A 25,136-nucleotide genomic window follows, 5' to 3' on the forward strand; every position below is an offset into this window, starting at 1 on the left:
CCGTGCATGAAAGATCAGGGTACCGGGCCGCGTGCCCGACCGGATACAAGGTGATGCGGTCCTGCCGCATTGTCGTTCACGGCCCAGGCCTCGCATCACGTCCCGCCTGCCAGCGCCGATGCGCATGTTGCGAACGCTCCATTGTGGCGCCGAGCTCGTCGCGGTCAAGGCCGCTAACGCGCCGCCTCCGGCGGTGGCCTGCGGCCAGCCTTGACCGTGCCTCGCCTCGGCGCCCAAGACCGCCGCCAACAAACAATGCTCTCTTGACAACTCACCCCCCATACAAGGATGAGGCTAATCGGCGCCGGTGCACGCTGAAACTGGCGCCGCGCATTCCGTCCTCATCTTGAGGAGCCGCGTAGCGGCGTCTCGAAGGATGGCCGCAGAAAAGCGCTACGGCTTCTGCTGGAATTCTTCCTTGGACACGTAGTTGAAGTCCTCGACCAGGACGTCCTGGACGATGTCACCCTGCATCCTTTCGTTGACGCGCTGCTTGATCGCCGTCGTCAGGATGGCGAGGTCGTAGCGGGCGAGCTTCCTGAAGTCGAGACGATCGTCGGCGTAGATCCTGCGGAAGGCCTCGTCGACGACGAACGGCTCCGGCGGAACGTTCAGCTGGTGCATGGTCCGCGCCTCCATGGTGTAGACGAAGCGCGCGACGATGTAGCCCTGCACATTGCCGTTCTCGACCATCGGCACGCTCAGCGCCCGCGTCTTGTGATATTGCAGCCCTTCGAGATATTCGTCCCTCGCCGGCAGCAGGCTGCCCTTCTCCTTCCAATAGGCCACAGCATAGCTCGTGCCCGCCGTGAGGATGCATACCCAGAGGCCGGCCAGCACCAGTCTGATCATTTTCCGTCCTGCGCTGTGCGACCGGTATAGGTGCCGTCGGACTCGGCGTCCTTGACCGCCTTGACGATGATGCTCGCGACCTCACGGACCGCGTCGTAGTGCATTTCCAGAATGGACCGATTCCGCTCGAGCTTCTCGCGCAGCCGCTGAATCTCCGCGGTGATCTCGACCTCGCCGCCAAGGTGCATCCGCGCCCGCATCAGGCGGACGAATTCGAGCATGCTCCGGCTCTTCCGCGCGCTGAAGTCGTCGAAATCGATCTTCTGGCCAGTCGCGAGTGCCGTCGTCTCCTCCTCGACGATACTCGCGAGCCGGCGGATTGCGGCCAGCAGGCCACGCATCTCGTCCGATCTCATCGCGTCCGCGGCGTCGGCCCTCGCCTCGCCACCCCCGATCGGCAGCAGCACGGGCAGCAGCGCATCGCTCGCTGCGGCTTCCGTCGTCATCGTCTCGGTGTCCGCGACCGTCTGGTCGATCGCCACGGCCGCCGCGCCTTCTTGTGCCTGCATTGGAAATTCACCTCTCAACTTCTGTCACCCGTTCGCCGATCATGATCCGGCCTTCGCCGCAGCGCCCGGTCCAGCCGGATGTGCCGCGGCGAGCTGCCGGGCGATGCCGACGCCGTTGCCCTTTGCCAGCTGGTTGCCGAGCTGCTCCGCAAGCATCGACTTCCAGACGCCGCCAGCCGTGCCCTTGCCGAAGACCTCCTCCGACTCCTTCGGCAACATCGTCTCGACGAAGGTCTGGAGGATGAAGGCTTCGAACTTCCGATAAACCTCGCCCGATGCCGGCGCCTTGATCACCTGCACCGGCGCCCCGTTCACCGCACCCGACTGCGCTTCCGCGACTTTCGCCGCGGCCTGGTCGGCACTCCCCGCTTTGGCCTTGCCAACTTCCGCCTCCATCGTGGCGGCGAAATCGGCGTCCGACGATTTCAGCGCGTCGAGCTTCGCGGTCGCGGCGCGTTGCGTCGCGGGGTCGGCCGCTTCGAGGACGTCGAGGACGAGGTCGGTCGTCGCTGTCACGATCATGTCTTGTTCCGGTTGGCTGGCTGTGGCGTCCAGGCGCGCACGGTAAGGCTCGTTCCCGTCATTTCCTCGAGCGCGCGCTTCTCGGCATCGCGGAGCTTGTCTGCGAGCGCAGTCTTGGCGACCTCCTCGAGCTGTTTGACGCGGCGGGTCTCGCGGCGTACCTGGTCGAGCTGCTGCGCGGCCTGCGCCTGCACCGCGCGGGCGCCGACACTCGTCCTGTTGAGACGCCGCGCGATCGATTCGTTCGACGATCCCGCCGGCGGCTTTCCATCATTCAGGGCTCCGACCAGCCATTCCTGCTCGTCCTGCAGGCTGCGCTCCTGCTGCCGCAATTGCGCGAGCTGCCATTCCGAGAGCCGGAGCTGGAGCTTCACCAGCGAGACCATCCGGCCGAGCTTGTCCGCGCGCGACGTCATGACCCGGTCACTCCGCCAGCCACGACGAGACGCCCAGCATGAACTGCGTCAACAGCTCGTCGCTGGTGAGGTAGAGCAGCAGGAAGCCGCCGAACAGCACGAAGGGCACCGAGATGAAATAGACCGGAATGGCCGGCGTCAGCTTGTTGATCAGGCCGACCGCCAGGTTGACGATGACCGAATAGACGATGAAGGGGCTCGAGATCCGCAGCGTCAGCACGAACGCTTCCGAAAGGCGGCCGACGAGCAGGTCGAGCGCGACGCTGCCGCCCAGCCTGCTGCCGGGCTTCCAGACGTCATAGGAGTTCATCAGCCCGCGCAGCACCTGCCAGTGCTGGTCGGTCATGAAGAACAGCGTGGTGACAGCCGCCATGATCAGGGGCACCAGGGCCGGCGCCGGATCGGTGTCGGCGACCGGGGTGCCCGGGATGTTGCTCAGGCCGATCGCGCCCGCCATCATGGTCGCCATGGTCTGGAGGGCGAGAAAGAACACGCGCCCGCCGAGCCCGATGACGCTGCCGACCACGAGCTCGGAGCAGATCAGGAGCGCGAGCGTCAGCGGCGCCGCGTTGTCCGTGAGCGGCTTGAGGACGGCGATCAGGATCGGCGTCAGTGCAAACGTCGTGACCAGCGCGACGAACAGGCGCACCTGGGGCGGAACGTTGACGCTGGAATAGCCGGGCACCAGCATCAGGCAGGCGCCGATGCGGCAAAACACGATGAACGTCACCAGCACGCTGTCGGCGAGCCCGGAGATCACGATATGGCTCCGAGCGCCCTGATCTCGGCGCTGCGCGCGACTTCGACATGCGACAGGATCGGCAATGTCGGAAACACCCGCTCCAGGATCATCCGGACATAGGGGCGCGCTTCCGGCGTCACTGCCAGCACCACGCTGGTGCCGCTCTCGGTGAATTTCCGGATCGCGGCGCTGGCTTCGGTCGCGAACTGCTCGATCAGGCGCGGGTCGGCATCGAACTCGACGACGTCACCCTTGGCATCGCGCTTCAGGCTCTGATGGAAAGCGAGGTCCCAGCGGTTGCCGAGACGGACCACGTTGAGCACGCCATTGTCGGAGAGATCGCCGCAGATCTGCTGGGCGAGCCGCGTTCGCACGTGCTCCGCCACTTGCTCGGAGCGCCGCACATGGGGCGCGATCTCGGCGATCGCCTCGAGGATCAGGTGAAGATTGCGAATGGAGACTCGCTCGGCCAGCAGGATCTTCAGGATCGCCAGCAGGCCCGAATAGGAGATCTGCGACGGGCAGAGATCCTCGACCAGGCGTTTGTATTCGGGATCGAGCCGGTCGAGCAGGGCACGCATGTCCTTGTAGGACAAGAGCTGGGCGAGGTTCGCCCTGATCACTTCGCTCAAATGCGTGAGCAGCACCGATAGATTGTCGACCGGCTTGCAGCCCTGCCGCTTGACTTCGTCGGTGAAGGCTTCCGTCACCCACAGCGCCTTCATGCCGAACGCGGGCTCGATCACTTCGTCGCCCGGCACGTCGGGCTTGCCGTCCTTGTCGACTAGCACCAGCACCTCGCCGAGCCTGAGCTCGCCATGGGCAACGCGCGTGTCGTGAATCCGGATCTGATAGCTCTTGGGATCGATCGACAGATTGTCGGTGAGCTTGATCTCGGGAATGACGAAGCCGTACTGCTTGGCGAACTTCTTGCGGATCTTGGCCACGCGGTGGGCAAGCTCGGTGCGCGAGCCCAGGAGATGGACCGAAAGGTGGCCGCCGAGCGCGAGCTCGATCTCGGCGGTCTTGAGCTGCTCCTTGACGGATTCCTTGGCCTCGGCCTGGGCGCGCTCGTCGGCCCTGCGGGCATCCTCCTTCTGTTTCAGCGCGGCTTGCCGCCTCGGCAGCGAATAGCCGACGAAGGCCATGACGCCCCCGAGCAGCACGAACGGCGCCATCGGCAGCCCCGGCATCAACGCGAGCACGAACATCATCAGCGCGGCGGCCGACACCGCGCGCGGATAGCCGCCGAGCTGCCGCAGCACCGCCTGCTCCGCCGAGCCCCTGGTGCCGCCCTTGGAGACCAGCAGGCCCGCCGACAGCGACACGATCAGCGCCGGCATCTGCGACACCAGACCATCGCCGACGGAGAGCTTGGTGTAGACGTCGGCGGCGCGCGACAGCGTGAGCCCGTGATGGGTGACGCCGATCACGATGCCGCCGAAGATGTTGATCGCGGTAATGATGAGGCCGGCAATGGCGTCGCCGCGGACGAATTTCGAGGCGCCGTCCATAGCGCCGAAAAACGCGCTCTCCTCTTCGAGCTCGCGCCGGCGGCGCTGGGCCTCCTTGTCATCGATCAAGCCAGCGGACAGGTCCGCGTCGATCGCCATCTGCTTGCCCGGGATGGCGTCCAGGGTGAAGCGCGCGCCGACTTCGGCGATACGCGTCGCACCCTTGGTGATCACGACGAAATTCACCGTCACCAGGATCGCGAAGATGATGAGGCCGATGACGAAGTCGCCGCCCATGACGAACTTCGAGAAGCCTGCAACGACATGGCCGGCCGCATGTTCACCCTCCCCGCCCCGCGACAGGATCAGGCGCGTCGTCGCGATGTTCAGCGCCAGGCGCAGGATCGTCGCGATCAGCAGCACGGTCGGGAAGGCCGAGAAGTCGAGCGGGCGCTGAATCCACAGGGCGACCATCAGGATCAGGGCCGACAATGCGATCGAGAACGCGAGGCCGAGATCGATCAGGATCGGCGGAATCGGCAGGAACAGGATCGTGAGCATGGTCACGATGCCGCCTGCAAAGAAGGCATCCGTTCCGAGGCGGCGCGGATTGGGCAGGCTAGCAGCTAACGTATCGGCCATGGGTCACCGGCAGTGGGGTCCGCCCGTAATCTGCCGCGCAAAGCTTACGCGGGGATGGTGCCGCGCCGTCCGGATCAGAAGCCGCGCTCGATCCTGGAATAGACCATCTCGGTGAAGGTCGACAGATGCGCGCCGATGAAGGAGCCGGAGACGGCAACGACCAGGAGAATGACGATGATTTTCGGAACGAAGGTCAGCGTCACCTCCTGGATCTGGGTCAGCGCCTGGATCAGCGCGATGACGGTGCCGACCAGCATGGCTGCGCCGACCGCGGGCCCGGAGGCGACGATGATGGTCCAGATCGCCGCCTGGACGATATCGAGGGCGTCCCGCTCGTTCATGACTGGCTGATCGTGAGCCCGGGTCCGACCGCGACCTTCGTGCCGTCCTGAAGGGTCGCGATGGAGCCGTCGCTGTTGATGGAAACCGAGACGACCTTGCCGCTGAAGGTCGCGCCGGTCGAATCGGCGAAGCTGACCGTCTTCCCGATCAGCCCGTTGGCCTGCGACAAGGACTGCGAGGACAGCAGCGCGTCCAGCTTCGCATTGGTCTGCATCGCCTGCTCGACCGTCGAGAGCTGGGCGAACTGGCTCATATATTGCGAGGTATCCATCGGATTGGTCGGATCCTGATTCTTCATCTCGGCAATGAGGAGCTGGAGAAACGTGTTGTAGTCCACGCTGTTGCTCGACGTCGGCGCATTGGTCCCGTTCGGGCTGGACGACTTGCCGGTCGTGTCGGTCGCGCTGTTGACGTTCATCTTGTCTCTCCGCTGTCACGCAGCTTCGACTGGGGAAACGGCGGCGGCGCCGGCCAGGATGGCCTGCTCCACCGGAAACAGCGCCCGAATCCGCTTGAGCGCCTCGAAATAGCGGGTCGCCCCGACCAGTTCGTCGATCGCGCCGAGCCCATCGAGCATCTCGCGGTTCTCGCAAACCGCACACAGGGCCGCATGATGCTGGGCGTAGAGCGCCGCAGCGTCGCGGACGTCGGTCGGGTTCATCAGCATGAGCTGGACGATGAAATAGAGCTGTCGCAGCGCCGTGGTGGCGTCGGACGCCTGCATGACCTGCCCCTCGAGCAGAAACATGACGTCGTTGACGAGCTCGACGGAGACCTTGCGGTCGACGCGGAGCACCGCGCCGTTGATGTAAATCCGTTCGCCCGCACGCAAGGAGATCTTCATTAAAGCGCGTCTCGGATCAGGCGGTTGATTTCGATGAGCTGCACCACGTCGCTCGACCGTTGCTCGCGGAGGCGGTCGGCTTCCTTGACCACCCACAGCCCGATCGAAATGATGTCGGCACGCAGCTTCTCGGGAAGCCCGTTCTCAGGGTGTGCGAGATCCTCGATGAAGATCGTCCACAGCCGCCGCACATAGAGCAGGCTCTCGACCTGATCCTCGAGGCTGAAGCGTCCCCTCTGGATCCGCTCGAGCCGGTCGATGCCGAGGCTGAGTGCCTGCCGCTCCCGGCTGCGCGCCTCATAGCCGCTTTCGTCAACGACCGCTTCATAGGCTTCAAACGTCATCAGCACCACTCTTCGCAGGAAACCGAACAACTGGACAAGGGTTACGAGCCTGACAGGGCAGCTTCGGCTCAGAGATAGTTGATGAGGCTGATCTTCTGGAGCTGCGAGGTGAGCGCCAGCGCGGTCTGGATCTGCGTCTGCAGCGTGTTGACCCGGACCGAGGCTTCGGTCGGGTCGACCTTCTCCATGCCGACGATCTGATTGTTCAGGATGTCCTGCTGCGTCTTGAGCTTGGCGGTTGCCGTGGTGATCCGCTGCTGGACCGTGCCGACGCTGCCGCCGAGCGCAGCGAGGTCGTTGATGGCGTTGCCGACCAGCCCGATCGCCTTGTCCACGACGACCTGGAACGTCTCCTGGCTCAGGTTGACGTTCCCGAGATCGGCCATCATGGTGTAGGCCTCGGCGAGCTTGCGGAAACCGGTCTGGTTGGCGCTCACGGACGTATCGGCGATCTCGGTTGTGGAGATCCGGCTTTGCATGGTCTGGTCGGTCGCCGACGACCAGTTGGTGTTCCAGGCCGGGCTGGCAAACTCGGCATCGAAGGTGGTATCGAGGAAGGTCTGCATCTGGGCCGGCGTGATCGTGGCCACGCCCGGCGAAGATTGCGAGAAGCCGAAGGCCGCGAGAAAATCCGCATCGACCTGGTTCTTGCTGGCCGAGCCCGCGGCGTAAGGCGTGATGGGCGCGTTCTGCGTGTTGATGCCCGAGAACAGATAGGAGCCGTTATAGGAGACGTTCAGCGCGCCGATCAGGTCCTGGAGATTGGAGGCTGCAGGCGGCAGGATGACCCGCCCGCCGCCGTCGGTGCTGCGGGCCGCGATCAGGTCCTTGAGGAAGTCCGTCGCGGTCTTGCTGAGCTGGGTGATCCGGTTCTGCGTCACGTCCAGGCGCCCCGAAACGAGCCCGTTGGTATCGACGAGCTGATCGGCGAAGCTGAAGTCGGCCCGCAGCGTGAGGTCGCTTCCCGTCGTGGCACCGAGCTCGAGGCCGACGTCGTAGAAGCGCCCGGTGGTCGCCTCCGTCGAGGCCTTGCTCAACGCCGCCTGATTGTTCGTGATCGAATACCTCAACGACGAAGACAACATCAGGGTGGAAATGTAGTTTGCGCTCATCATGGCTTAGTTCCCCACGGCGGCCAGTAGGCTCTGCAGCATTTCATCGACGGTCGAGATGATCTTCGACGAGGCCGAATAGGTGCGCTCGACCTGGAGCATCAAGGCCATCTCGTCGTCCATGTTGACGCCGTTGACGTTTGACAACGCCGTGATGCTGCGGTTGAGCAACGTGCTCTGGTACTCGGAATTGTCGTTGGCGACCTTGCGCTGGTTTTCGATCCAGCTCGCCGACGACGAGGCGAAGTCGATCAGGCTGCCGCTCGGCTTGCCTTGGGTCGTTGCGTCGAACGGCTGCGAGGCATCCATGCCGCCGATGAGCTGCTGCAGCCGGACCGAATAGCCGCCGTTGCCGGCGGTGTTGTATTGGTAGGCGGGACTACCGCTGATCGCGCCGTCGCGCAGCAGATTCGGGTTGCCGCCGAGGGCCGGATCGACCGATGCGGCAACCGAGATCGTGCCGGCGAGGCCCACCGAGACGGTCGCGCTTGCCGGCATGGCCGGCGAGCCCGGATAGGTGAAGAGACCGGGAACATCGGGCAGCGCCGCGGCGGTCTGATCGCTTTCCCTGAACGTATTGATCAGACCGCGCGCGATTTCGTCGAGCTGACTCTGATAGGTGACGGTGTCCTGGTCGCGTAGCTGAGCGAGGCCTGCGAGCTTGCCTGACTTCAGCGGCATCACCGAATTGGCCCCGGTCACCGGGACGCCGTCGATGTAGACGGCGTTGCCCGTGGTCGCGGCGGTGTAGGCATTCGTCGGCGCGAAGCTCACCGTCCGCGCCGTCTTGTCGAACAGCACGACGCCGCTGTCGGCGTAGAGCGCCGCGTCGCCATTGGTACGGATCGACATGGTGACGCCGACCTCCTGCGACAGCTGCGAGACAATGCTGTCGCGCTGGTCGAGGTAGTCGGTGATGTCGTCGCCGGAGATCGTTCCCTTCACGATCGCGGTGTTCACGGTCTCGAACTGGGAGAGCAGCTGGTTGATGTTCTGAACCGACGTCTTCATGTCGGCATCGGCGCTGTCGCGGACCGACTGCACGGTCCGGGTCGCCTGGTTGAGCGCGGTCGCCATGTCCTTGGCGGAGGCGACGGCCGCCTGCGCCAGCGTGGCGTTGTCCGGGGCGTTGGCATATTTCTGCAACGCCTGCTTCAGCGCATTGAGCTGCGCCGTCGGCGACTGGTCGAGCTCCGGATCGTCCACCGTCGCGGTGGCGATCTTCTGCAGGCCGTCATAGATCGCGGTTTGCTTGGCGGACGACGAGGTCGCGATCAGGACGTTGTTGTAGAGGCCCGAGCTGGCGGCGCGCTGGATCGCCGCGACATAGACGCCGGTGCCGGGCAGATTGTCGAGCACCGTGAGCTTGCGCGAATAGCCGGTGGCGCTGGCACCGGCGATGTTGCGCGAGATGACCGACGACTGGATGCTCGACGCCATGAGCGAGGAGCGAGCCGAGTTGAGAGCGGCGGTAAGCGACATGACGTGCTCTTGCCCGAAACGAGCGCCGAAGAATTCAGCGCTTCAGGTTGACGACGACGTCCAGCAGATCCGCGCCGGTCTGGAACGATTTCGAGTTCGCCGTGAAGCCGCGCTGGGCCTCGATCATCGAGGTCAGTTCGTCGGCGAGATCGACGTTGGAATCTTCCAGCGCGCCGGATTTGACGGTACCGAGACCGCCCTGGCCGGCGAGGCCAACCTGCACGTTTCCGGACTCCAGGTTCGGCGAATAGACGTTGCCGACTTCGGGTGTCAGATGGTCCGGGCTCGGCACCGTGGCGAGCGCAATCTGGAAACTCGGCAGCGTGGTGCCGTTCTTGAGGACGGCGGTGACGATGCCCTTGTCGTCGATGTTCACCTTCTCCACCGCGGACGGAGCGTTGCCGTCGACCGTCGCCTTGAAGTCGAAGGCGGCAGCAACCTGGGTCATGGCCGACATATCGATATTGAAGGCGGCGGAACCACCCGGGATCGCGACCGAGAGCGCCGTCGGGCTCGCCGCGGCCAATCTGCCCTTGCCGGTCGCAGTGACGTCGAAGGTGAACGTGGTTGCGGGACCCGGCGTCGTCAGCGCAGTGGCGCCGTTGTAGACCTGGATATCCCAGGTATTGGCGCCCGTCTTGGCAGCGTAGACGTCGAGCGTGACGGCATTGCCGATATTGTCGTAGGTCACCATCGACGTCTTCGACGTGTAGTTGGCGGGCCCTGCCGGCGCTGCGATCGCGGTTGCGCTCGGATCGAGATTGGCGGCCACGGTCGCCCTGGTCGATGGCGCAGCCTGGAGCGCCATCTGGTTGACGTTGATGACGTGGAGACCGCCGAAACCGTTGGCGGCGACGTTAGGCACGGCGCCGTTCGCGATGTTGTAGCCCATCAGCTGGAAGCCGGCTGTGTTGACGAGGTTGCCGGTTTCATCGGGCACGAACGCGCCCGCGCGGGTGAGGAAGTTGTTTCCGTTCGCGTCCTGCACGACGAAAAATCCGTTGCCCTGGACCGCAAGATCCGTCGTCGATGTCGTGAAGTGATAGTTGCCGGGATCGCTGATGGCATAACGGACGGTGGTCTCGACCGCGCCGGAATCGTAATTGCCGGAGCCGCTCTTCAGGATCAGCGAGGAGAATTCCGTCGAAGCCCGCTTGTAGCCCGTCGTGTTGACGTTGGCGATGTTGTCCGAGACCGTCGACAGCTTGTTGGACTGCGCGTTCATCCCGGAAACGCCGGTGCGCATAACACCATACAGGCTCATGAATTGGGCTCCTTGGTCAGGTTGCAGCTACAATGCGGGGTCTTGCTTGCGCGGGGCTGATGATTGGCGCGATGCACAACTTCATGTTGTCAGGTCGTTTTCGGCTGGCAGAAGGAGCGAGCCTTTTCGGTCCATGCGCCGAAGCCGCTCGAGACGAGGTGCGCGACGATGTGGCAGACGTAGCGCTTCTGGGCCGGCTGGTTGTTGGGACCTGCATTGTAGCGGGCGACGGCCATGGTCCAGCTGCCTTCGCGCTGCTTCAACTCCTTCAGGAAGCGGGCGGCGTAGTCGACATTCCCAGCGGGATCGAACATCGCCCGGACCGAGGCGAACTTGTCGCCGTGATAATGCTGGTTGATCTGCATGCATCCGAGATCGATCAGCTTGATCCCTTTGCCTCGCATCGCCTCGAAATTCGCCATCGCATCGTCGATGTCCTTGGCGAACACGGTCTGGCCGTCGGCCCCGAGGGCATAGGGATGAAGCGCGCCGCGCCGGCCGGTCTCGGTGAGCCCGACCGCATAGAGAATGCCGAGCGGAATCCCGTGCTGCCGGGCAGCGCGCGCCATCTCACGCTCGCAGGGGCGCGCAGTTTCGGCGGCCGCCTCGGCGGCGCTCGCACTAGAGATAAACAGGGCCGCGACGGTGATGCGGCGCCACGTCCTGCTCATGACGCGTCTCCTGGTTGAACTGACGCTCCTGGCGGGCCTGCTTCGCGCCGCCGTCGGATTGGCCCGACGACGTGCCGGCACCGCCGAACGCGCCTTGCGACTGCGGCGAGGACTGTTGCTGGCCTGAGAGCTGGGGCTGCGACTGGCCGGAGCCGCTCTGGAATCCGTCCAGCGAGCCGTGCTGGACGGGTGCGACGTCGGCGACGTAGCCCGCCGACTGCATGAGATCGCGGATCTGGTCGCGCTGCTGGTCGAGCATCTGGCTCGTGTCCTTGCGCTCGGCCGCGAGCTGGACAGACACTTCGGTGCCGACGAGGCGCAGGCGCACGGTGACGTTGCCGAGCGCGGGCGGTTCGAGGTTGACGGTCAGGATCTTGAGCGGCTGATCCGGCGCGTTGGTCTGGGATGCTGCGAGATCGGGGGCTGCGGACGCCGCCGGTGCCGAGGACTCCTTCAGCTCGGCGACGACTGCATTGGCGACCTGCTGCGGGGCGTTGAACTGCGCCGGTGGCAGATGGGTTTCCTGCTGGACCACGGTGACCTTGGTCGTCTCGGGCAGTGCGGTGCGCGCCGAAGCCCTGGCAGCGCGCTCGACCTCGGCCGTGACCGCCTCGAAGCCGGGTGATGCCGGCATTGCGCTCGAAGCCTCCGTACCTTGCGTCGATGCCGGCTGCGAAACGGCCTTCGCCTGCGAAGCCGCGGCCTGCGAGCGCGCGCCGGCCGGAGCAGGACCGGATAGACCGGTATCGGCGGTCGCTGCCTTTGCCGCGGCCGGCGCCTCGTGCGTTGCCGTGGGGGACCGCTCGTCGCGCGCGGGCGCGTCCTTGTCTGCGGACGGCAATTGCATCTGCGGCTTCACGGCAGGCGCGGCAGCGATCTCCTGGCCGACCATGACAGCGATGCCGGATTGGTCCTGGACGCCTGTCCCGGCCACGAGATCGGCCGGACGGTGTTTCTCCGTCGACTTGTCGGACTTGGTGTCGGAGACCTCGTCCACAGACTTTGGATCTGCAGTGATCGCGACGCGATCGCGCAGCGTCGCCTCCTTCGGCTTCTCCTGCTCGGCCGGATGGATCAGGCGCGTGCGCAGCGTTCCGGTCTTCGCGGCTGTCTCGCTGTCATCTTCGCTCAGTGCTTGCTTGGCGAGGTTCGAGACGGTGTGGAGCAGGTCGTTGAAGGACGAATTCGCCTGCGGTTTGGTCCCGGCACCCTTTGCCGAGCGCGACCCGCGCATGTTGAGAGTCTCGGCCAGACCGGAGAAGAGCTGTCCGGAGGTTCCACTGAGCTTGGTCATGGACGGCGGTCCTTGGTCAGGAGTTCGAGCTCGCCGAGCTGCTTCTGCGCGCGTTCGAGCGTCGCAGTCGATGATGCCAGATCGAGCCGCGCCGGCGTTGCCGGAGGCTTGTCCGCTGCCGCGGCGGATCCGCCCGCGAACGGCTTGCGGATGTCGAGCGCGAGCTGCACGGTGGCATTGAGAAGGGGGACGTCGCGCTCGGGCAGCTTCGACCGGTCGAGCGCCTTCAGTTCGGCGAGGCCGCCGTCATATTCATCGGCGAGCACCCGCGAGGCGCCGCGGAAGAAATGGGCCCGCTCACGTTCCGCCGATGCATCCGCGCTGAGCGTCAATGCCCGCTCGCCCGCAAGTCGGGTGACGGCCAGCCGTCCGCGCACCATCGCGGCGCGCGCGATCACGAGATACAGCTTGAGGCGGCTGGCGCGATCGATCTGCTCCAGCAGGGCTGAGATGCGCGCGAAGCGGCGCTCGTCGAGTGCCAGGCTCGATTGCGTCAGGCCCGCGGAGAAGCGCTGCCAGAAATCACCGGCGTAGATCGAATTGCGGTAATGGCGGATATAGGCCAGCGTCAGGAACTCGAACTTCTCGAAATCCTCCGCCTGCCCCACCAGCAGGATTTCGCGCCGCAGCGCCGCCTCCTCGACCAGCGTGCCGGGCAGCAGCAGGCGCGCATCGTCCAGACGCTCGATCGCGAGCGATGCCTCGGCGCGCGCGAACAGCGCGCCCTGAACCAACGCGACCTGTCCGCCCAGTCCGGAGGGAATCGTCCGCGGCTTGATCTCCTTGAGCAGCTCCCGCGCTTCCTCCTGACGACCCTCGACATAGGCGAGCGCACCGTTGAACAGCCGCTCGTCGACGTTGATCTTGTCGCGCGGCAGCTTGCGGACGATTTGCGGCGCACCGCCGCTGAGCAGGTAGATGACGACGGCCTGGCCGTTCTGCGGGTTGCTCCACACGGCGGGATCGGCCGCGAGAAACTTCTCGCCGATCTGCCGGATCAAGGAGACATGACTGCCATGTGCGGCGGTGTCGCCGTTGGCGATGCCGTCCTGCACCGCTTGCAAGGCGCGGACGAGCTCATAGGGTTCGCCGCCCTGGGGCGCAGGCTGGGCAAGCGCGTTCGGCGCCGTGAACGGCAGCAGCAGCAAGGCGGCGCAGCGCAGCAGCCTGATCAAGGGCGCTTCTCCCGGATCAGGATCTCGATCCGGCGGTTCTGGGCGGCCGCTGGATCGTTCGGAAGCTTCGGCCGCCGATCGGCATAACCTTCGACATGCTCGATCCGCCGCGCATCGACGCCGGAGCGGACCAGCATGTAATAGGCCATCTGCGCACGTGCGGTCGACAGCCGCCAATTGTCGTAAGTTTCCGACCGATACGGCCGATTGTCGGTGTGGCCGCGGACGATGATCATGCCCTGGCGCTTCATCAGCAGCGGCCCGATCTTGTCGATCACGCGGATCAGCTCGGGCCGCGGCTCCGCCGAGCCGACCGCGAACATGCCGAAGCTCGCATCGTCGGTCAGGCTGATCAGGAGCCCTTCCTCGACCTGGCGCACCTCGGTGGCCGGACCCGCTCCTGCCTTGATGTCCGACAGCGCCTCCGCGATGGCGGATTGAAGCTGCTTGAGGGTCGGCTGCTGCGCTTGCGCCATGTCGCGCGGTTCGTGCTCCTTCGCCGCATCGTTGAGCCGAGCCTGCTGGGCGGCGCTCGCCTGAACGCCAGCTTGGGCGCTGCCCTCGCGCGCCGACTGCGTCGCTGCGGCGCCCGGCGGCAGCAGGGGCGACAGGCTCGCGGACGGGCTATCCGCATTCGGAGCCACGCTTCCGCCGGCATCATCCGTCTTGGTGCGGCGCGCCTGCGGTTCGCCCGGATTTGCTCCGGCTGCGCTGTCTCGCGCAGAAGCATTCGGTTTCGGCTCGCTCTCGATGAAGCGATCGGCATCCTTGGACGCCTGCGGCGCCAGCTTCCAATAGCCGGGATCGAAGGGATCGCGATAGGCGTCGCCCCCCTTGAGGCCGTCCTCTTCAGCGGACGTCAGAGCGCCGGCGCGCCGCTGGCCCGTGGACTGGTTCGAGCTGTTGGCGATCTCGGAGAGCGTCGCATAGGGATCGCGGAACAGGACCTTCTCCTCGAAGGAGGCCGGCTTCTCGGCCGTCGGAGAGTCGCCGCGCCGTTCTTCGTTCGTGCCGGCCGGCTGGCGCTTGCCGTCCTGACCTTCGAACGACGTCGGTTCCTTCTTGGACAGATTCTTCAGACCCTTCGGCGCGGGGGCATTTTCCGCGAGCTGGATCGGGTTGAAATAGCTCGCGACGACCTGCTTCTGATCCTGGTTGAGCGCGTTGAGCAGCCACATGACCAGGAAGAACGCCATCATCGCGGTCATGAAGTCCGCATAGGCGATCTTCCAGACACCGCCGTGATGCGCCTCCTCGGCGAAGGCGCTGCGCCGGCGGACGATCACGAGCTCATGCTTGACCTCCTCCATGGCGGACTACCGGCGCGCTTCCTTGAGGCGTTCACTCCAAGCGGAGATCTGCGTCTCGATCACGGTCTGGTCGGCCACGACGCGGACCTCGAGCGTCTCGGCCGCCTCGTACACGATGCCCGTTCGCCTGGATGCCTCGAGCTGCGTCTTCACGAGATCCAGCAGCTCGCTCGGGCCGGTGACCTTGAAGGCCGGCGCCGACGAGCTGCCGGTCAGCGCCGCGATCTGCTCGACCAGCGATCCGATCGCCTTGTCGCGCACCGCATCGGTGAGGAACGGCAGCAGGATCCGCGCCACCGAGCTTGCGATGTTGCTCTCGATCTCGCGGCAGGCCGCCTCGAAGCCGCTGACGATCGCGACCGCCTGCTGGTCCGACCATTTGGCCCGCTCCTCGCCGAGCCGGATCGCGCTACGGACGCGCTCCTCGGCCAGCTTGGCATCGCCTTCGGCGACGCCCGCCGCATGGCCGCGCCGATAGGCATCGTCCAGGAGATTGACCGGCGGCGCTTCCGCCACAGGCGCCGGAGACGGCGCCTGATGCTGCGTCTGGGCTTGCGGCTGCGGTTGAGGCTGCGGATCGCGCCTCGCCTCCTTCGGCCTTGTCAGCACGTCCTGGATTTTCGCAGGCGGAGGCGGCGGCGACTTGATCCGGCCATTCGCATCGAACTGCGTCAGGAGTTTTCCGATTGCCGCGTTCATGCCGCCTCCTCGCGTCGTATCCAGTCTTTAAGGATCGCCGCCGCCTGCATCTGATCGAGCCGGACGATCTGCTCGAGCCGCTTCTGCGGCGTTCGCTGCATCTTGCCTTCGAGATCTTCGACGAGGTTGAGCTCGGCCTCCTCGCTGTCGGGCAGCGCAAGGGCCGCCGAGGCCTCGAGCTGGGCGGCCTCGGCCGCCTCCGCCTGCTCCTGCTGCGCGCGATGGGTCAGAATGCCGTTGACCGCCGGTCGCAGCCCGAACCAGACCAGCATCGAAGCCACGGCCAGGATCGTGATCGCGTTGATGACGCTGCCGAGCTGCTTGTTGATCATCTCGACGAAGCTGATCGGCGGCACCGGCGCCAGCTCACGCGAGCCCTCGATGAAGTCGACGGCCGTCACCTGGATCTGATCGCCGCGCGCCTTATCCAGTCCGCCCGCCGTGGCCGCGAGCTGGCTGATCTCGGCGAGCTTGCTATCGATGATGGCCTGGTTGCTCTTGTCGCCGAGATCGGCGACCAGCCGGGCGCGATTCACCAGGACGGCGATGAACAGCTTCTTGACGGAATAGCCGTCGCTGACCGTCGTCGTGGTCTTGGACGAGACCTCGAAATTGGTGACGTCCTCGCGGCGGGTCTTGTCCTCGCTGGAGTTCTTGCCGCCGCCCGCATTCACCTGCTGGTCGGGGAGATTCTGCTGCACCGTGGTCGGCGACGAACGGTCGGCGTTTTGCGAGGATTCCTTCTCGCGCACGGCCCGCACCGAGCGCTCGGCGCGGTTCTCCGGATCGTAGACCGTCTCGTTGATCTGCCGCTTGTCGGTGGACAGCTGCGGAGCGACGCTCACCTCGAAATTGTCGAGACCGAGATACGGCGTCAGCGCCTTGCGGATGTTCTCCTGCACCATGCCGCTGACCGTCTTCTGCAGGCTCGCCATCTTGCTCGGCGCGGCGCTGGCCTCGTCCTCTTCGGCGAGCAGCATCGAGCCGTCGGCGTCAAGCACCGTCACCTTGTCGCGGCTCATGCCGGGAATGGCGGCGGCGACGAGATGCCGGATCGACTGCGCCGTGCGCGCCTCGATCGCGCCGTCGGTGCGGAGCACGACCGACGCCGAAGGCGGCTGCTGCGTCGCGCGGAACGAGCCGCGCACCGGCAGCACGATATGCACACGCGCCGCCTTCACGCCCTTCATCAGCTGGACGGTGCGGGCGATCTCGCCCTCCAGCGCGCGCAGCTTGGTGACCTCCTGCATGAACGAGGTCAGCCCGAGCGAACCGATCTTGTCGAACAGCTCGTAACCGGAATTGGCGCTGGTCGGCAGCCCCTTCTCGGCGAGCAGCATCCGCGCCTGCATGGTCTGGCTCGGACGCACCGAGACCGCATCGCCGGCGGAATTGACGTCGAAGGTGATGTTCTGCTCGCGCAGCGCCGCGCCAATGCGCGTCACGTCTTCGCGGGAGAGGCCGGTGTAGAGCGTCTCGAACTCGGGCCGGCTGAGATAATAGGCGCCGCCGACGACGGTGACGAGAACCGCAAAGCCGATCAGTCCCAAGGCCATCAGGCGTCGCGGCCCAAGCTCCAGCAGATTGTTGAGCAGTTGCTGTACCTGCGCACGACTGAGCATATGACCTCGTACCAATGCGAATGGTGACGACACTCAGCTGCCAACCTTGTCTGAAGGTTGCGCGAGGCGCGCATGTTCGGGTTCGCTGACGAGGCGTTGCAATTTTACAAGACGGGGCGACGCAATCGGTTTGGCAGCCGCGAGCGAGCGCTCGGGCGCACGGCAGCCCGACGGGCCGCGGCGTGTGTCGCAAGAAGTATGACGAAGGTCGATTGCGGGCACATCGCGCGTCGGCGCGCCCACCATCACGGCGGGGACCGTGCTCCCCGAGGGAGCACGGTCGTTTTCGAAAGCGCCGCTTAGCCGCGGAACAGCGACAGGATGCTCTGGCTGTTCTGGTTGGCGATCGAGAGCGCCTGAACGCCGAGCTGCTGCTGGGTCTGCAGCGCCTGCAGACGGGTCGATTCCGCGTTCATGTCGGCGTCGACGAGCTGACCGACACCGCGATCCACGGAGTCCATCAAGGTCTTGACGAATTCCGTATTGGTCGAGATGCGGTTCTTGACGGCACCGAGATCGGCGGCGGCCGAGCTCACCGAGTTGATCGCAGCGGTGACCTGCGCGATGTAGCCATCGAGCGTGGTCTGGTCGGCGGCCGAGTCGGTCAGCGCGGAGATGTTGATGGTGTCGACCGACGCAGTGCCGCTCACGGTGTCGAGAATGCCGGTCTGCGTGGTGGAGTACAGCGTGTAGTTGGCGGTCGTCACCGTGATCGAACCGATGGTGGGCGTGCCGCCGACACGCGAGTAGGACGACACGAGGTTGAAGGTCGTCGGGGTGGTACCCGTCGTCGTGCTCAGCCAGTTGATGCCGTTGAAGGTGGCCGAATTGGCCTTGAGCTTCATATCCTGCTGGATCTGGGTGATGTCGGCCTGGATCTTGGTGCGGTCGATACCGGCAGTCTTGGCTTCGACCAGCAGCGCCTGAAGCTTGGTCAGACCGGATTCCTTGTCGCCGATCACCGAGGTCAGAGCGGTATATTCGGTGTCGACGGTCGCGGCCGACAGGCCGAGCGAGTCGGAAACCGCGGACAGCGCGGCGTTGTCGGAGCGCATCGAGGTCGCAATCGACCAATAGGCGGCGTTGTCCGAAGCGGTGGACACGCGCTGGCCGGTGGAGATCCGGTTCTGCGTGGTGGCGAGTTGCGCGCTGACAGACCGCAGGGTCTGGAGCGCGGTCATGGCGGAGGAGTTGGTGAGAAGACTAGAACCCATTTTGATGTCCCTTTGAAGATTGGATCGAGCTTAGGGGACATACCGGGCTTGCACCGGTACGACAGGGCGGCGTCATGCCTTTGGGCGTGCCCCAAACGCGAGTTCAAGGCCCAATCTGTCGTAGCGGCGAGGTTAACGAGCGAAGTTTGTGCGAGGCTTGTGGCTCTGTGCCCCGGCCGCAACAGGGCAGCCGAAATTCGGCCGTGCGCGTCGTCACGCCAAATGAAAAGGCCCGCGCTTCGCGAGAAGCGCGGCCCTCCCCACCTTCTTGAGGCTTAGCGGAACAGCGACAGGATGCTCTGGCTGTTGTTGTTCGCGATCGAGAGTGCCTGGACGCCGAGCTGCTGCTGGACCTGGAGGGCCGCCAGACGGGTGGACTCCTGGTTCATGTCGGCATCGACGAGCTGGCCGACACCGCGGTCAACCGAGTCCATCAGCGACTTCACGAATTCCGTATTGGTCGAGATGCGGTTCTTGACGGCACCGAGATTGGCAGCGGCCGAGCTCACCGAGTTGATCGCAGCGGTGACCTGCGCGATGTAGCCATCGAGCGTGGTCTGGTCGGCGGCCGAGTCGGTCAGCGCGGAGATGTTGATGGTGTCGACCGACGCAGTGCCGCTCACGGTGTCGAGAATGCCGGTCTGCGTGGTGGAGTACAGCGTGTAGTTGGCGGTCGTCACCGTGATCGAACCGATGGTGGGCGTGCCGCCGACACGCGAGTAGGACGAGACGAGGTTGAAGGTCGTCGGGGTGGTACCCGTCGTCGTGCTCAGCCAGTTGATGCCGTTGAAGGTCGCCGAATTGGCCTTGAGCTTCATATCCTGCTGGATCTGGGTGACGTCCGCCTGGATCTTGGTACGGTCGATACCGGCGGTCTTGGCTTGGACCAGCAGCGCCTGGAGCTTGGTCAGGCCGGAGTCCTTGTCGCCGATGACCGACGTCAGAGCCGTGTACTGCGTGTCGACGGTCGCCGCCGACAGACCGAGTGAGTCGGAGACCGCCGACAGCGCGGCGTTGTCGGAGCGCATCGACGTCGCAATCGACCAATAGGCGGCGTTGTCGGAGGCAGTGGCGACGCGCTGGCCGGTGGAGATCCGGGTCTGCGTGGTGGCGAGTTGCGAGCTGACAGACCGCAGGGTCTGGAGCGCGGTCATGGCGGACGAGTTCGTGAGCAGGCTTGACATTGCGAATGTCCCTTTATGTACGCGTTTACATTTTCACGAGGGGACATACCGGGCTTTCACCGGTACGGAAGGGCGGCATCATGCCTTTGGACCGCTCTGTATGGGTCCAACCCGCCGTACCCTGTTGCTAGCACGCCGAACCTTGCTTCCGGATTAAGACGAGCTTGAATTCCGCAGCAAAATCATATGGTTAAAATTACGCGCCGCTAACCATATCCAGCACGTTTCGCTTAACCATAACGGGGCGCCCGGCGCTCGCAGCGCTCACGAGAACGAGCGGACCAGCCCGGAGGCCAGCAGATTCCAGCCGTCGATCAGCACGAAGAACAGCATCTTGAACGGCAGCGCGAGGATCGTCGGCGGCATCATCATCATGCCCATCGACATGGTCAGCGTCGCCACGATCATGTCGATCACCAGGAACGGCAGGATGATGAGGAATCCGATCTCGAACGAGCGCCTGAGCTCGGAGATCATGAACGCCGGAATGATGACGCGCAAATCGATCCGCTTGTCGTCGAACTTCTTGCGGAAGCTCTCTGCGGCGAGCGCTTCGAAGGTCTGCAGATCCTTGTCGCGGACATGGGCCAGCATGAACTCGCGGAACGGATCGGTGATCTTCAGATAGGCTTGCTCCTCCGAGATCTCGTTCTTCATCAGCGGCTGGACCCCGGTCTCCCAGGCCCGGTCGAAGGTCGGCGCCATGACGTAGAAGGTCATGAACAGCGCGAGACTGATCAGCACCAGGTTGGCAGGCGTGGTCTGGAGGCCGAGACCGGCGCGCAGGAACGACAACGCCACCGCAAATCGCGTGAAGCTCGTCACCATGATCAGCAGCCCCGGCGCCACCGATAGCACCGTGATCAGCGCCATCAGCTGGATGATCCGGCCGCTGGTCGAGCCGTTCCCGGGCGGCAGCAGGGAATTCAGGTCCGGAATCTGGGCCAGCGCCGCCTCGGGCAGCACGACCAGAACCAACGCGAGCAGCAGGACTTTCACCCTCACTGGATCACCAGCGTCTCGATGATCAATTCGCGGACCTTGCCCGATGAGCGGATATTGGCGCGCTCGGTCAGATCGTCGCGCAGATGCTGCAGCCCGCGCGATCCCTCGAACTGGGCAACGGTCGCCGACCGCAGATAGGTCACGATGTCCTCGCTGATATGGGCGGCCAGAATGCCGGCATCCTCGTCGCTCATGCTGTCGGTCACCATCGAGGCTTCGATGCGCGCCCAATTGTTGGCCGGCGCGGCGAGATTGGTCACGATCGGTGACAATTTCCTGAGCCGCGCGCTGCCAGCGTAGCTCGAGGCGATCGGCGGCGGCGTGGGGCTCTTCTTCGCGTCGGCAACGCGCTCGGCGGTCGCGATCAGATGCAGGCCGGCAACGGCGCCCGCGCCGATCGCGATCAGGGTCAGCACGACGATGGCGGCGATCAGGCGCATGGCGTCCCCTGCCACCACAACGTGCCCCGGCCGGCGCCGGTTTCAGAACGGTGCCACGGCATCATAGATCCGGTGTCCCCACCCAGGCTGCTGCACGTCCGACAGATTTCCGCGGCCGCCATAGGACACGCGTGCCTCGGCGATCTTGTCGTAGGAGATGGTGTTGGCCCGCGAGATATCGCGCGGACGCACGATGCCGCCGACCTTGAGCACGCGCATCTCCGTGTTGACGCGGAATTCCTGCGAACCGCTGATCATCATGTTGCCGTTCGGCAGCACGTCGGTGACGATGGCCGCGATCGACAGCCTGATGTCCTCAGTGCGGTCGATCTGGCCGTTACCCTTGATCTGGGTGTTGGTGCTGAGATTGGCGTTGGCCTGGCCCGTATCGCTCCATCCGGCGACGTCCATCAGCCAGTCGAGCCCGAATTTCACTTGCGAATCGCGCGAGCGGCCGGTCTTGTTGTCGAGCTTGGCCTTGTCCTGCATCGAGATGATCACCGTCACGACGTCGCCGGTGCGGCGGGCGCGCGGATCGCGGTAGAGATCGGTGCCGTCGTCCCAGGTGGAGCGGTAGCTGACGGGCGTGCGCATGCGCGGCGTCACCGGGATCGGATCGGCCTGCATCCGCAGGCCGCTGCCGACAGGCGACATCTGCGGGCCGATCAGGACCTCGGCCGGGTCATGGTAGCATCCGGCCAGAAGCACGGACGCCGCGAGCAGCGAGAGGATGAGGATCGGCTTGTTCATCTATTTGCTCTTTCCGTCGTCCACGCGACGCATGCCGCCGAGCAGGTCGGCGAGGTGCGCCGCGCGCGCCGTGTCCATCTCGTTGAAGATCGCGCTCGAGCTGCGCGGGCTGAGCTTGGCGAGTACGGCGGCGGCGGTCTCGTCGGCCATGCCGGCGATCTGCGTCGCCGCAGCTTCGGGCTTCATGCGCGAATAGATCTCGACGACGCTGGCTTCGGCCTTCTTCAGAAAGTCGTCGCGCAGCGCCATCCACTTCTCGTATTCGGCGCGTTTGGCCTCGACTTCGGCGATGCGCTCGCGCAGCAGGCTCTCGGCCTTCTCGAGCTCCTTGAGCTGCCAGGCCAGCCTGGCGTCGACCGCGGGATCGGCGACGTTGCTGCAGAACAGGGCGATTTCGTTGTCGGGAGCCGGCGCCGCCTGTGGCGGCGCAGGCTTCGGCGGCGCCGTGACGCTGCCAGGCTTGGCCGGACGGACCGGCGCGGGCGCAGGCGTCGGCGCCTCCGGCACCGCACCGGTGACGGCGGGGCCCGAATCTTCAGCCGCCCATGCCGTGGCCCGGACCGAAGCATTGTCGCCAGGTGTCGCGGTGGCGGGCGGCTGCGGCTTCTGCGGTCCACCCGCGCGGGCGCGGGCGAAGGAGAGCAGGTTGAGCGGCTTCGACGGCCTGGCCTCATCCAGGGCGAACGCAGCCGGAGCGCTCGCGAGCATTGTTGCTGCGGCCAGCAGGAGGAGTTTGGCTCTATGATCCAGCTTCAGCATCGGGCCGCGTGCGATTCTCGCTTCAGACCTGAGCATTGGGCGACCAAGCTTGCACGACGCTTGCGCATCATTGCACGATGACATCGGCCTGGAGCGCGCCTGCCGTCTTGATCGCCTGGAGGATCGCGATGATCCCCGACGGCTTCAGGCCGATCTGGTTCAGCCCGCGCACCAGGCGCTGGAGATCCACCCCGCTCAGGATCGCCACCTGCGATCCGGCCTCGTTGGCTTCGACCACGGTCTGCGGGACGACCACCGTCTGTCCTCGCGAGAACGGCGCCGGCTGCGACACCACCGGCATCTCCGTGACGCGAACCGTCAGATTGCCGTGGGTCACGGCAACCGTCGATATCCGCACGTCGCGCCCGATCACGACCGTGCCGGTGCGCTCGTTGATCACGACCCGCGCCGGCGTGTCCGGCTCGACCACCAATTCGCCGATCTCGGCGAGGAAGCGAACAGGGCCGACATGACGCGGCTTCGACAGCACGATGGTGCGATAGTCGCGCTCGAAGGCGATCTGCGCGCGGTAGCGACCGCCGGCGTAGCGGTTGACGGCGTCGAGGATGCGCGTTGCGGTGACGAAATCGGGGTTCTTCAGCTGGAGCACCAGGAACTCCATCTCGTGGAGATTCCCCTGCACCGCGCGTTCGACCAGCGCACCGTTCGGGATGCGTCCGGCCGTCGGCGTGCCCTGGCTGACGCTCTGCGCCTGGCCTCCGACGCTGTAACCGGCAACCGTGATTGCGCCCTGCGCCACTGCATAGACAGCGCCGTCGGCTGCGCGCAGCGACGTCATCACCAGCGTGCCGCCGAGCAGCGACGTCGCATCGCCGAGCGACGACACGGTGACGTCCATGCGCTCGCCGGGCCCGATCGAAGGCGGCAGGTCCGCCGTCACCATCACGGCTGCGACGTTGCGCGTGCGCAGCGTGGTCGGACGCGGGGGGTTGTTGGTGCTCGTGGTCTCGTTCCTGACGTTGATGCCCATGTTCTCGAGCATCGACTGCAGAGACTGTTCGGTGAACGGCGCGTTGCGCAGCGTGTCGCCGGTGCCGTTGAGGCCGATGACGAGGCCGTAGCCGACAATCTGGTTCTCGCGCAGACCCTTGATGTCCGCGATGTCCTTGATGCGAACGGCGGCCTGGGCGCTGGCGGCCGACACCAGCAGGATGAGCGCAAGCAGGAGCCTCGTCATGATCCGTCCATGACCTTGACGGTGCCGTCCGGCTGAACCACGCCCCTGATGATCACGCCGGTGTCCGTATTGCGCACCGGGATCAGCGCGCCGGCTGCACCCGACTGCATCGCCGAGCCGTAGGTGACGATGGACAGGCCGCTGTCCTCGACCACGACCTTGACCATGGCACCGCGCGCGACGGTCCAGGGGTCCTCCACCGCATTGGTTGGAATGGGCTGGCCCGGCAACAGTGCACGCCGCGCCATGCGGCCGACCAGGACCTGACGCCCCTCGATGAACATGGCGACGCCGAGCAGGCTGGGCGCGAAGGCGCGCTCGGTGATCATCTCCTCGCGGATCAGCTCGCCGGCGCGGATCGCGACGGCCGGCACGGGAAGCCGCTTTTCCTCGGCCGCGGCGGTCCGCGCCGCGACGAGAACCAGCAGCACGGCGCCCAACCCGCGCACCATCAGGCCCACCCTGTTCAACATCGAGACACCGGAACTAGCGCATGCCCTTCGAGACCGTCTGGGCCATTTCATCCGAGGCCTGGATGACCTTGGCATTCATTTCGTAGGCACGCTGCGCCGAGATCAATTCGGTGATTTCCTTGACCGGATCGACGTTCGAGGCTTCGAGATATTTCTGGTTGATCTTGCCGTAGCCGGCATCGCCGGGTAGGCCGACGACCGGCGTGCCGGACGCCGTGGTCTCCTTGTAGAGATTGCCGCCCAGCGGCTCGAGCCCCGCTTCGTTGGCGAAATTGGCAAGGTTGAGCTGGCCGATCTGGCGCGGGTTTATCTCCGTATCCAGCTTGGCGAACACCTGGCCGGTGGCGTTGACCGTGACCTCGACGGTCCCCTGCGGGATCGTAATCGCGGGGTCCAGCAGGTAGCCGTCGATCGTGACGAGCTGGCCGTTGGCATTGGTGTTGAAGGAGCCAGCGCGGGTGTATTGCACCTCGTTGTTGGGTCCGAGCACCTGAAACCAGCCACGTCCGTTGATCGCGAGATCATAGGGATTGCCGGTCTGCGTCAGCGCGCCCTGGATGTGCAGCTTGCGGATCGCCGCGGACTTGACGCCGAGACCGAGATTGGCGCCTTCCGGAATCGGCGAGGAGCCATTGGTGTTCGCGACGCCCTGCATGCGGTCCATCTGGTAGAACAGATCGGTGAACTCCGCGCGCGCCCGCTTGTAGGAGGTCGAGTTGATGTTGGCGATGTTGTTCGCGATGACTTCGATGTTGGTCTGCTGGGCGTTCATGCCCGTGGCCGCAATGGCGAGCGATTTCACTTAACCCACTCCTTC

Annotated in this window: 28 protein-coding genes; all 28 read right to left on the bottom strand. The window is 65.3% G+C overall.

What is annotated here, in order from left to right:
* Positions 1-393: 393 nt before the first annotated feature.
* The 28 genes from HZZ13_RS31615 to flgG all read right to left on the bottom strand — a co-directional run bounded on the left by HZZ13_RS31615 (position 394) and on the right by flgG (position 25,121).
* The gene (locus tag HZZ13_RS31615) at positions 394-852 is read right to left on the bottom strand and encodes a hypothetical protein (RefSeq protein ID WP_197963367.1); all 459 of its coding nucleotides are present in this window, start codon (positions 850-852) and stop codon (positions 394-396) included.
* Positions 849-1,361: a flagellar biosynthesis protein FlgN gene (locus tag HZZ13_RS31620; RefSeq protein ID WP_197963368.1), complete on the bottom strand. Its 513-nt coding sequence runs from the start codon at positions 1,359-1,361 to the stop codon at positions 849-851. The genes HZZ13_RS31615 and HZZ13_RS31620 overlap by 4 nt, the downstream gene beginning before the upstream one ends.
* A 39-nt stretch (positions 1,362-1,400) precedes the next feature.
* A complete protein-coding gene (locus tag HZZ13_RS31625) occupies positions 1,401-1,883 on the bottom strand; it encodes a rod-binding protein (protein WP_197963369.1) in 483 nt (160 codons plus the stop codon).
* On the bottom strand, positions 1,880-2,299 hold the full coding sequence (locus HZZ13_RS31630) for a hypothetical protein (RefSeq protein WP_197963370.1): 420 nt from the start codon (positions 2,297-2,299) through the stop codon (positions 1,880-1,882). Before HZZ13_RS31630 ends, HZZ13_RS31625 begins: the two co-directional genes overlap by 4 nt.
* A 7-nt stretch (positions 2,300-2,306) precedes the next feature.
* Entirely contained in the window at positions 2,307-3,059 is a 753-nt protein-coding gene (gene fliR / locus HZZ13_RS31635; protein WP_197963371.1) for a flagellar biosynthesis protein FliR, read from the bottom strand.
* On the bottom strand, positions 3,056-5,137 hold the full coding sequence (flhA, locus tag HZZ13_RS31640) for a flagellar biosynthesis protein FlhA (RefSeq protein WP_197963372.1): 2,082 nt from the start codon (positions 5,135-5,137) through the stop codon (positions 3,056-3,058). Before flhA ends, fliR begins: the two co-directional genes overlap by 4 nt.
* Positions 5,138-5,211: 74 nt before the next feature.
* Positions 5,212-5,478, bottom strand: a complete 267-nt coding sequence (gene fliQ / locus HZZ13_RS31645; RefSeq protein WP_025034323.1) for a flagellar biosynthesis protein FliQ — start codon at positions 5,476-5,478, stop codon at positions 5,212-5,214.
* Positions 5,475-5,897, bottom strand: coding sequence for a flagellar hook assembly protein FlgD (flgD, locus tag HZZ13_RS31650; protein ID WP_197963373.1), 423 nt, complete (start codon positions 5,895-5,897; stop codon positions 5,475-5,477). The genes fliQ and flgD overlap by 4 nt, the downstream gene beginning before the upstream one ends.
* Before the next feature lie 15 nt (positions 5,898-5,912).
* Positions 5,913-6,323, bottom strand: a complete 411-nt coding sequence (flbT, locus tag HZZ13_RS31655) for a flagellar biosynthesis repressor FlbT (protein ID WP_157281885.1) — start codon at positions 6,321-6,323, stop codon at positions 5,913-5,915.
* Positions 6,323-6,667 carry a flagellar biosynthesis regulator FlaF gene (gene flaF / locus HZZ13_RS31660; RefSeq protein ID WP_197963374.1) on the bottom strand — a complete coding sequence of 115 codons (345 nt, stop codon included), beginning with the start codon at positions 6,665-6,667 and terminating at the stop codon, positions 6,323-6,325. Before flaF ends, flbT begins: the two co-directional genes overlap by 1 nt.
* Positions 6,668-6,735: 68 nt before the next feature.
* Complete coding sequence (locus HZZ13_RS31665; RefSeq protein WP_197963375.1) at positions 6,736-7,782, bottom strand: flagellar hook-associated family protein; 1,047 nt, start codon at positions 7,780-7,782, stop codon at positions 6,736-6,738.
* A gap of 3 nt (positions 7,783-7,785) precedes the next feature.
* Positions 7,786-9,261: a flagellar hook-associated protein FlgK gene (flgK, locus tag HZZ13_RS31670; protein ID WP_197963376.1), complete on the bottom strand. Its 1,476-nt coding sequence runs from the start codon at positions 9,259-9,261 to the stop codon at positions 7,786-7,788.
* Between the two features lie 34 nt (positions 9,262-9,295).
* On the bottom strand, positions 9,296-10,525 hold the full coding sequence (locus HZZ13_RS31675; protein ID WP_197963377.1) for a flagellar hook protein FlgE: 1,230 nt from the start codon (positions 10,523-10,525) through the stop codon (positions 9,296-9,298).
* 89 nt (positions 10,526-10,614) lie between these two features.
* The gene (locus HZZ13_RS31680) at positions 10,615-11,196 is read right to left on the bottom strand and encodes a transglycosylase SLT domain-containing protein (protein ID WP_197963378.1); all 582 of its coding nucleotides are present in this window, start codon (positions 11,194-11,196) and stop codon (positions 10,615-10,617) included.
* A complete protein-coding gene (gene fliK / locus HZZ13_RS31685) occupies positions 11,147-12,490 on the bottom strand; it encodes a flagellar hook-length control protein FliK (RefSeq protein WP_197963379.1) in 1,344 nt (447 codons plus the stop codon). Before fliK ends, HZZ13_RS31680 begins: the two co-directional genes overlap by 50 nt.
* Positions 12,487-13,665, bottom strand: coding sequence for a chemotaxis protein (locus HZZ13_RS31690; RefSeq protein ID WP_197963380.1), 1,179 nt, complete (start codon positions 13,663-13,665; stop codon positions 12,487-12,489). The genes fliK and HZZ13_RS31690 overlap by 4 nt, the downstream gene beginning before the upstream one ends.
* A complete protein-coding gene (locus tag HZZ13_RS31695) occupies positions 13,662-14,975 on the bottom strand; it encodes a MotB family protein (protein WP_197963381.1) in 1,314 nt (437 codons plus the stop codon). The genes HZZ13_RS31690 and HZZ13_RS31695 overlap by 4 nt, the downstream gene beginning before the upstream one ends.
* Positions 14,976-14,981: 6 nt before the next feature.
* A complete protein-coding gene (locus HZZ13_RS31700) occupies positions 14,982-15,674 on the bottom strand; it encodes a hypothetical protein (protein WP_197963382.1) in 693 nt (230 codons plus the stop codon).
* Positions 15,671-17,296 (bottom strand): flagellar basal-body MS-ring/collar protein FliF, encoded by a 1,626-nt coding sequence (gene fliF, locus HZZ13_RS31705; protein ID WP_197963383.1) that lies wholly within the window; start codon positions 17,294-17,296, stop codon positions 15,671-15,673. The genes HZZ13_RS31700 and fliF overlap by 4 nt, the downstream gene beginning before the upstream one ends.
* Positions 17,297-17,595: 299 nt before the next feature.
* Positions 17,596-18,510 (bottom strand): flagellin N-terminal helical domain-containing protein, encoded by a 915-nt coding sequence (locus tag HZZ13_RS31710; protein ID WP_197963384.1) that lies wholly within the window; start codon positions 18,508-18,510, stop codon positions 17,596-17,598.
* Positions 18,511-18,785: 275 nt separating this feature from the next.
* Positions 18,786-19,694: a flagellin N-terminal helical domain-containing protein gene (locus tag HZZ13_RS31715; RefSeq protein ID WP_197963385.1), complete on the bottom strand. Its 909-nt coding sequence runs from the start codon at positions 19,692-19,694 to the stop codon at positions 18,786-18,788.
* Between the two features lie 264 nt (positions 19,695-19,958).
* Complete coding sequence (gene fliP / locus HZZ13_RS31720; RefSeq protein WP_197963386.1) at positions 19,959-20,699, bottom strand: flagellar type III secretion system pore protein FliP; 741 nt, start codon at positions 20,697-20,699, stop codon at positions 19,959-19,961.
* Positions 20,696-21,139, bottom strand: a complete 444-nt coding sequence (locus tag HZZ13_RS31725; RefSeq protein ID WP_197963387.1) for a flagellar basal body-associated FliL family protein — start codon at positions 21,137-21,139, stop codon at positions 20,696-20,698. Before HZZ13_RS31725 ends, fliP begins: the two co-directional genes overlap by 4 nt.
* 42 nt (positions 21,140-21,181) lie before the next feature.
* Positions 21,182-21,889 carry a flagellar basal body L-ring protein FlgH gene (gene flgH / locus HZZ13_RS31730; protein WP_197963388.1) on the bottom strand — a complete coding sequence of 236 codons (708 nt, stop codon included), beginning with the start codon at positions 21,887-21,889 and terminating at the stop codon, positions 21,182-21,184.
* On the bottom strand, positions 21,890-22,648 hold the full coding sequence (locus tag HZZ13_RS31735; RefSeq protein WP_197963389.1) for a MotE family protein: 759 nt from the start codon (positions 22,646-22,648) through the stop codon (positions 21,890-21,892).
* Between the two features lie 67 nt (positions 22,649-22,715).
* The gene (gene flgI, locus HZZ13_RS31740; RefSeq protein ID WP_197963390.1) at positions 22,716-23,846 is read right to left on the bottom strand and encodes a flagellar basal body P-ring protein FlgI; all 1,131 of its coding nucleotides are present in this window, start codon (positions 23,844-23,846) and stop codon (positions 22,716-22,718) included.
* On the bottom strand, positions 23,843-24,319 hold the full coding sequence (gene flgA / locus HZZ13_RS31745; protein WP_197963391.1) for a flagellar basal body P-ring formation chaperone FlgA: 477 nt from the start codon (positions 24,317-24,319) through the stop codon (positions 23,843-23,845). Before flgA ends, flgI begins: the two co-directional genes overlap by 4 nt.
* Before the next feature lie 13 nt (positions 24,320-24,332).
* Positions 24,333-25,121 (bottom strand): flagellar basal-body rod protein FlgG, encoded by a 789-nt coding sequence (flgG, locus tag HZZ13_RS31750; RefSeq protein WP_197963392.1) that lies wholly within the window; start codon positions 25,119-25,121, stop codon positions 24,333-24,335.
* Between the last annotated feature and the right edge of the window lie 15 nt (positions 25,122-25,136).

This window comes from Bradyrhizobium agreste, assembly GCF_016031625.1.
GTDB classification, from domain to species: Bacteria; Pseudomonadota; Alphaproteobacteria; order Rhizobiales; family Xanthobacteraceae; genus Bradyrhizobium; species Bradyrhizobium agreste.

Bases quoted from the DNA above. Each gene is read 5' to 3' on its own strand.
- flgH (WP_197963388.1), bottom strand. From the start codon at position 21,889: ATGAACAAGCCGATCCTCATCCTCTCGCTGCTCGCGGCGTCCGTGCTT.
- HZZ13_RS31620 (WP_197963368.1), bottom strand. From the start codon at position 1,361: ATGCAGGCACAAGAAGGCGCGGCGGCCGTGGCGATCGACCAGACGGTC.
- fliQ (WP_025034323.1), bottom strand. From the start codon at position 5,478: ATGAACGAGCGGGACGCCCTCGATATCGTCCAGGCGGCGATCTGGACC.
- flgA (WP_197963391.1), bottom strand. From the start codon at position 24,319: ATGTTGAACAGGGTGGGCCTGATGGTGCGCGGGTTGGGCGCCGTGCTG.
- flgD (WP_197963373.1), bottom strand. From the start codon at position 5,897: ATGAACGTCAACAGCGCGACCGACACGACCGGCAAGTCGTCCAGCCCG.
- fliF (WP_197963383.1), bottom strand. From the start codon at position 17,296: ATGCTCAGTCGTGCGCAGGTACAGCAACTGCTCAACAATCTGCTGGAG.
- flgK (WP_197963376.1), bottom strand. From the start codon at position 9,261: ATGTCGCTTACCGCCGCTCTCAACTCGGCTCGCTCCTCGCTCATGGCG.
- fliK (WP_197963379.1), bottom strand. From the start codon at position 12,490: ATGACCAAGCTCAGTGGAACCTCCGGACAGCTCTTCTCCGGTCTGGCC.
- HZZ13_RS31665 (WP_197963375.1), bottom strand. From the start codon at position 7,782: ATGATGAGCGCAAACTACATTTCCACCCTGATGTTGTCTTCGTCGTTG.
- HZZ13_RS31630 (WP_197963370.1), bottom strand. From the start codon at position 2,299: ATGACGTCGCGCGCGGACAAGCTCGGCCGGATGGTCTCGCTGGTGAAG.
- HZZ13_RS31710 (WP_197963384.1), bottom strand. From the start codon at position 18,510: ATGGGTTCTAGTCTTCTCACCAACTCCTCCGCCATGACCGCGCTCCAG.
- HZZ13_RS31715 (WP_197963385.1), bottom strand. From the start codon at position 19,694: ATGTCAAGCCTGCTCACGAACTCGTCCGCCATGACCGCGCTCCAGACC.
- flbT (WP_157281885.1), bottom strand. From the start codon at position 6,323: ATGAAGATCTCCTTGCGTGCGGGCGAACGGATTTACATCAACGGCGCG.
- HZZ13_RS31725 (WP_197963387.1), bottom strand. From the start codon at position 21,139: ATGCGCCTGATCGCCGCCATCGTCGTGCTGACCCTGATCGCGATCGGC.
- HZZ13_RS31695 (WP_197963381.1), bottom strand. From the start codon at position 14,975: ATGGAGGAGGTCAAGCATGAGCTCGTGATCGTCCGCCGGCGCAGCGCC.
- HZZ13_RS31680 (WP_197963378.1), bottom strand. From the start codon at position 11,196: ATGAGCAGGACGTGGCGCCGCATCACCGTCGCGGCCCTGTTTATCTCT.
- HZZ13_RS31700 (WP_197963382.1), bottom strand. From the start codon at position 15,674: ATGAACGCGGCAATCGGAAAACTCCTGACGCAGTTCGATGCGAATGGC.
- flaF (WP_197963374.1), bottom strand. From the start codon at position 6,667: ATGACGTTTGAAGCCTATGAAGCGGTCGTTGACGAAAGCGGCTATGAG.
- HZZ13_RS31615 (WP_197963367.1), bottom strand. From the start codon at position 852: ATGATCAGACTGGTGCTGGCCGGCCTCTGGGTATGCATCCTCACGGCG.
- HZZ13_RS31675 (WP_197963377.1), bottom strand. From the start codon at position 10,525: ATGAGCCTGTATGGTGTTATGCGCACCGGCGTTTCCGGGATGAACGCG.
- HZZ13_RS31735 (WP_197963389.1), bottom strand. From the start codon at position 22,648: ATGCTGAAGCTGGATCATAGAGCCAAACTCCTCCTGCTGGCCGCAGCA.
- HZZ13_RS31625 (WP_197963369.1), bottom strand. From the start codon at position 1,883: ATGATCGTGACAGCGACGACCGACCTCGTCCTCGACGTCCTCGAAGCG.
- flhA (WP_197963372.1), bottom strand. From the start codon at position 5,137: ATGGCCGATACGTTAGCTGCTAGCCTGCCCAATCCGCGCCGCCTCGGA.
- flgI (WP_197963390.1), bottom strand. From the start codon at position 23,846: ATGACGAGGCTCCTGCTTGCGCTCATCCTGCTGGTGTCGGCCGCCAGC.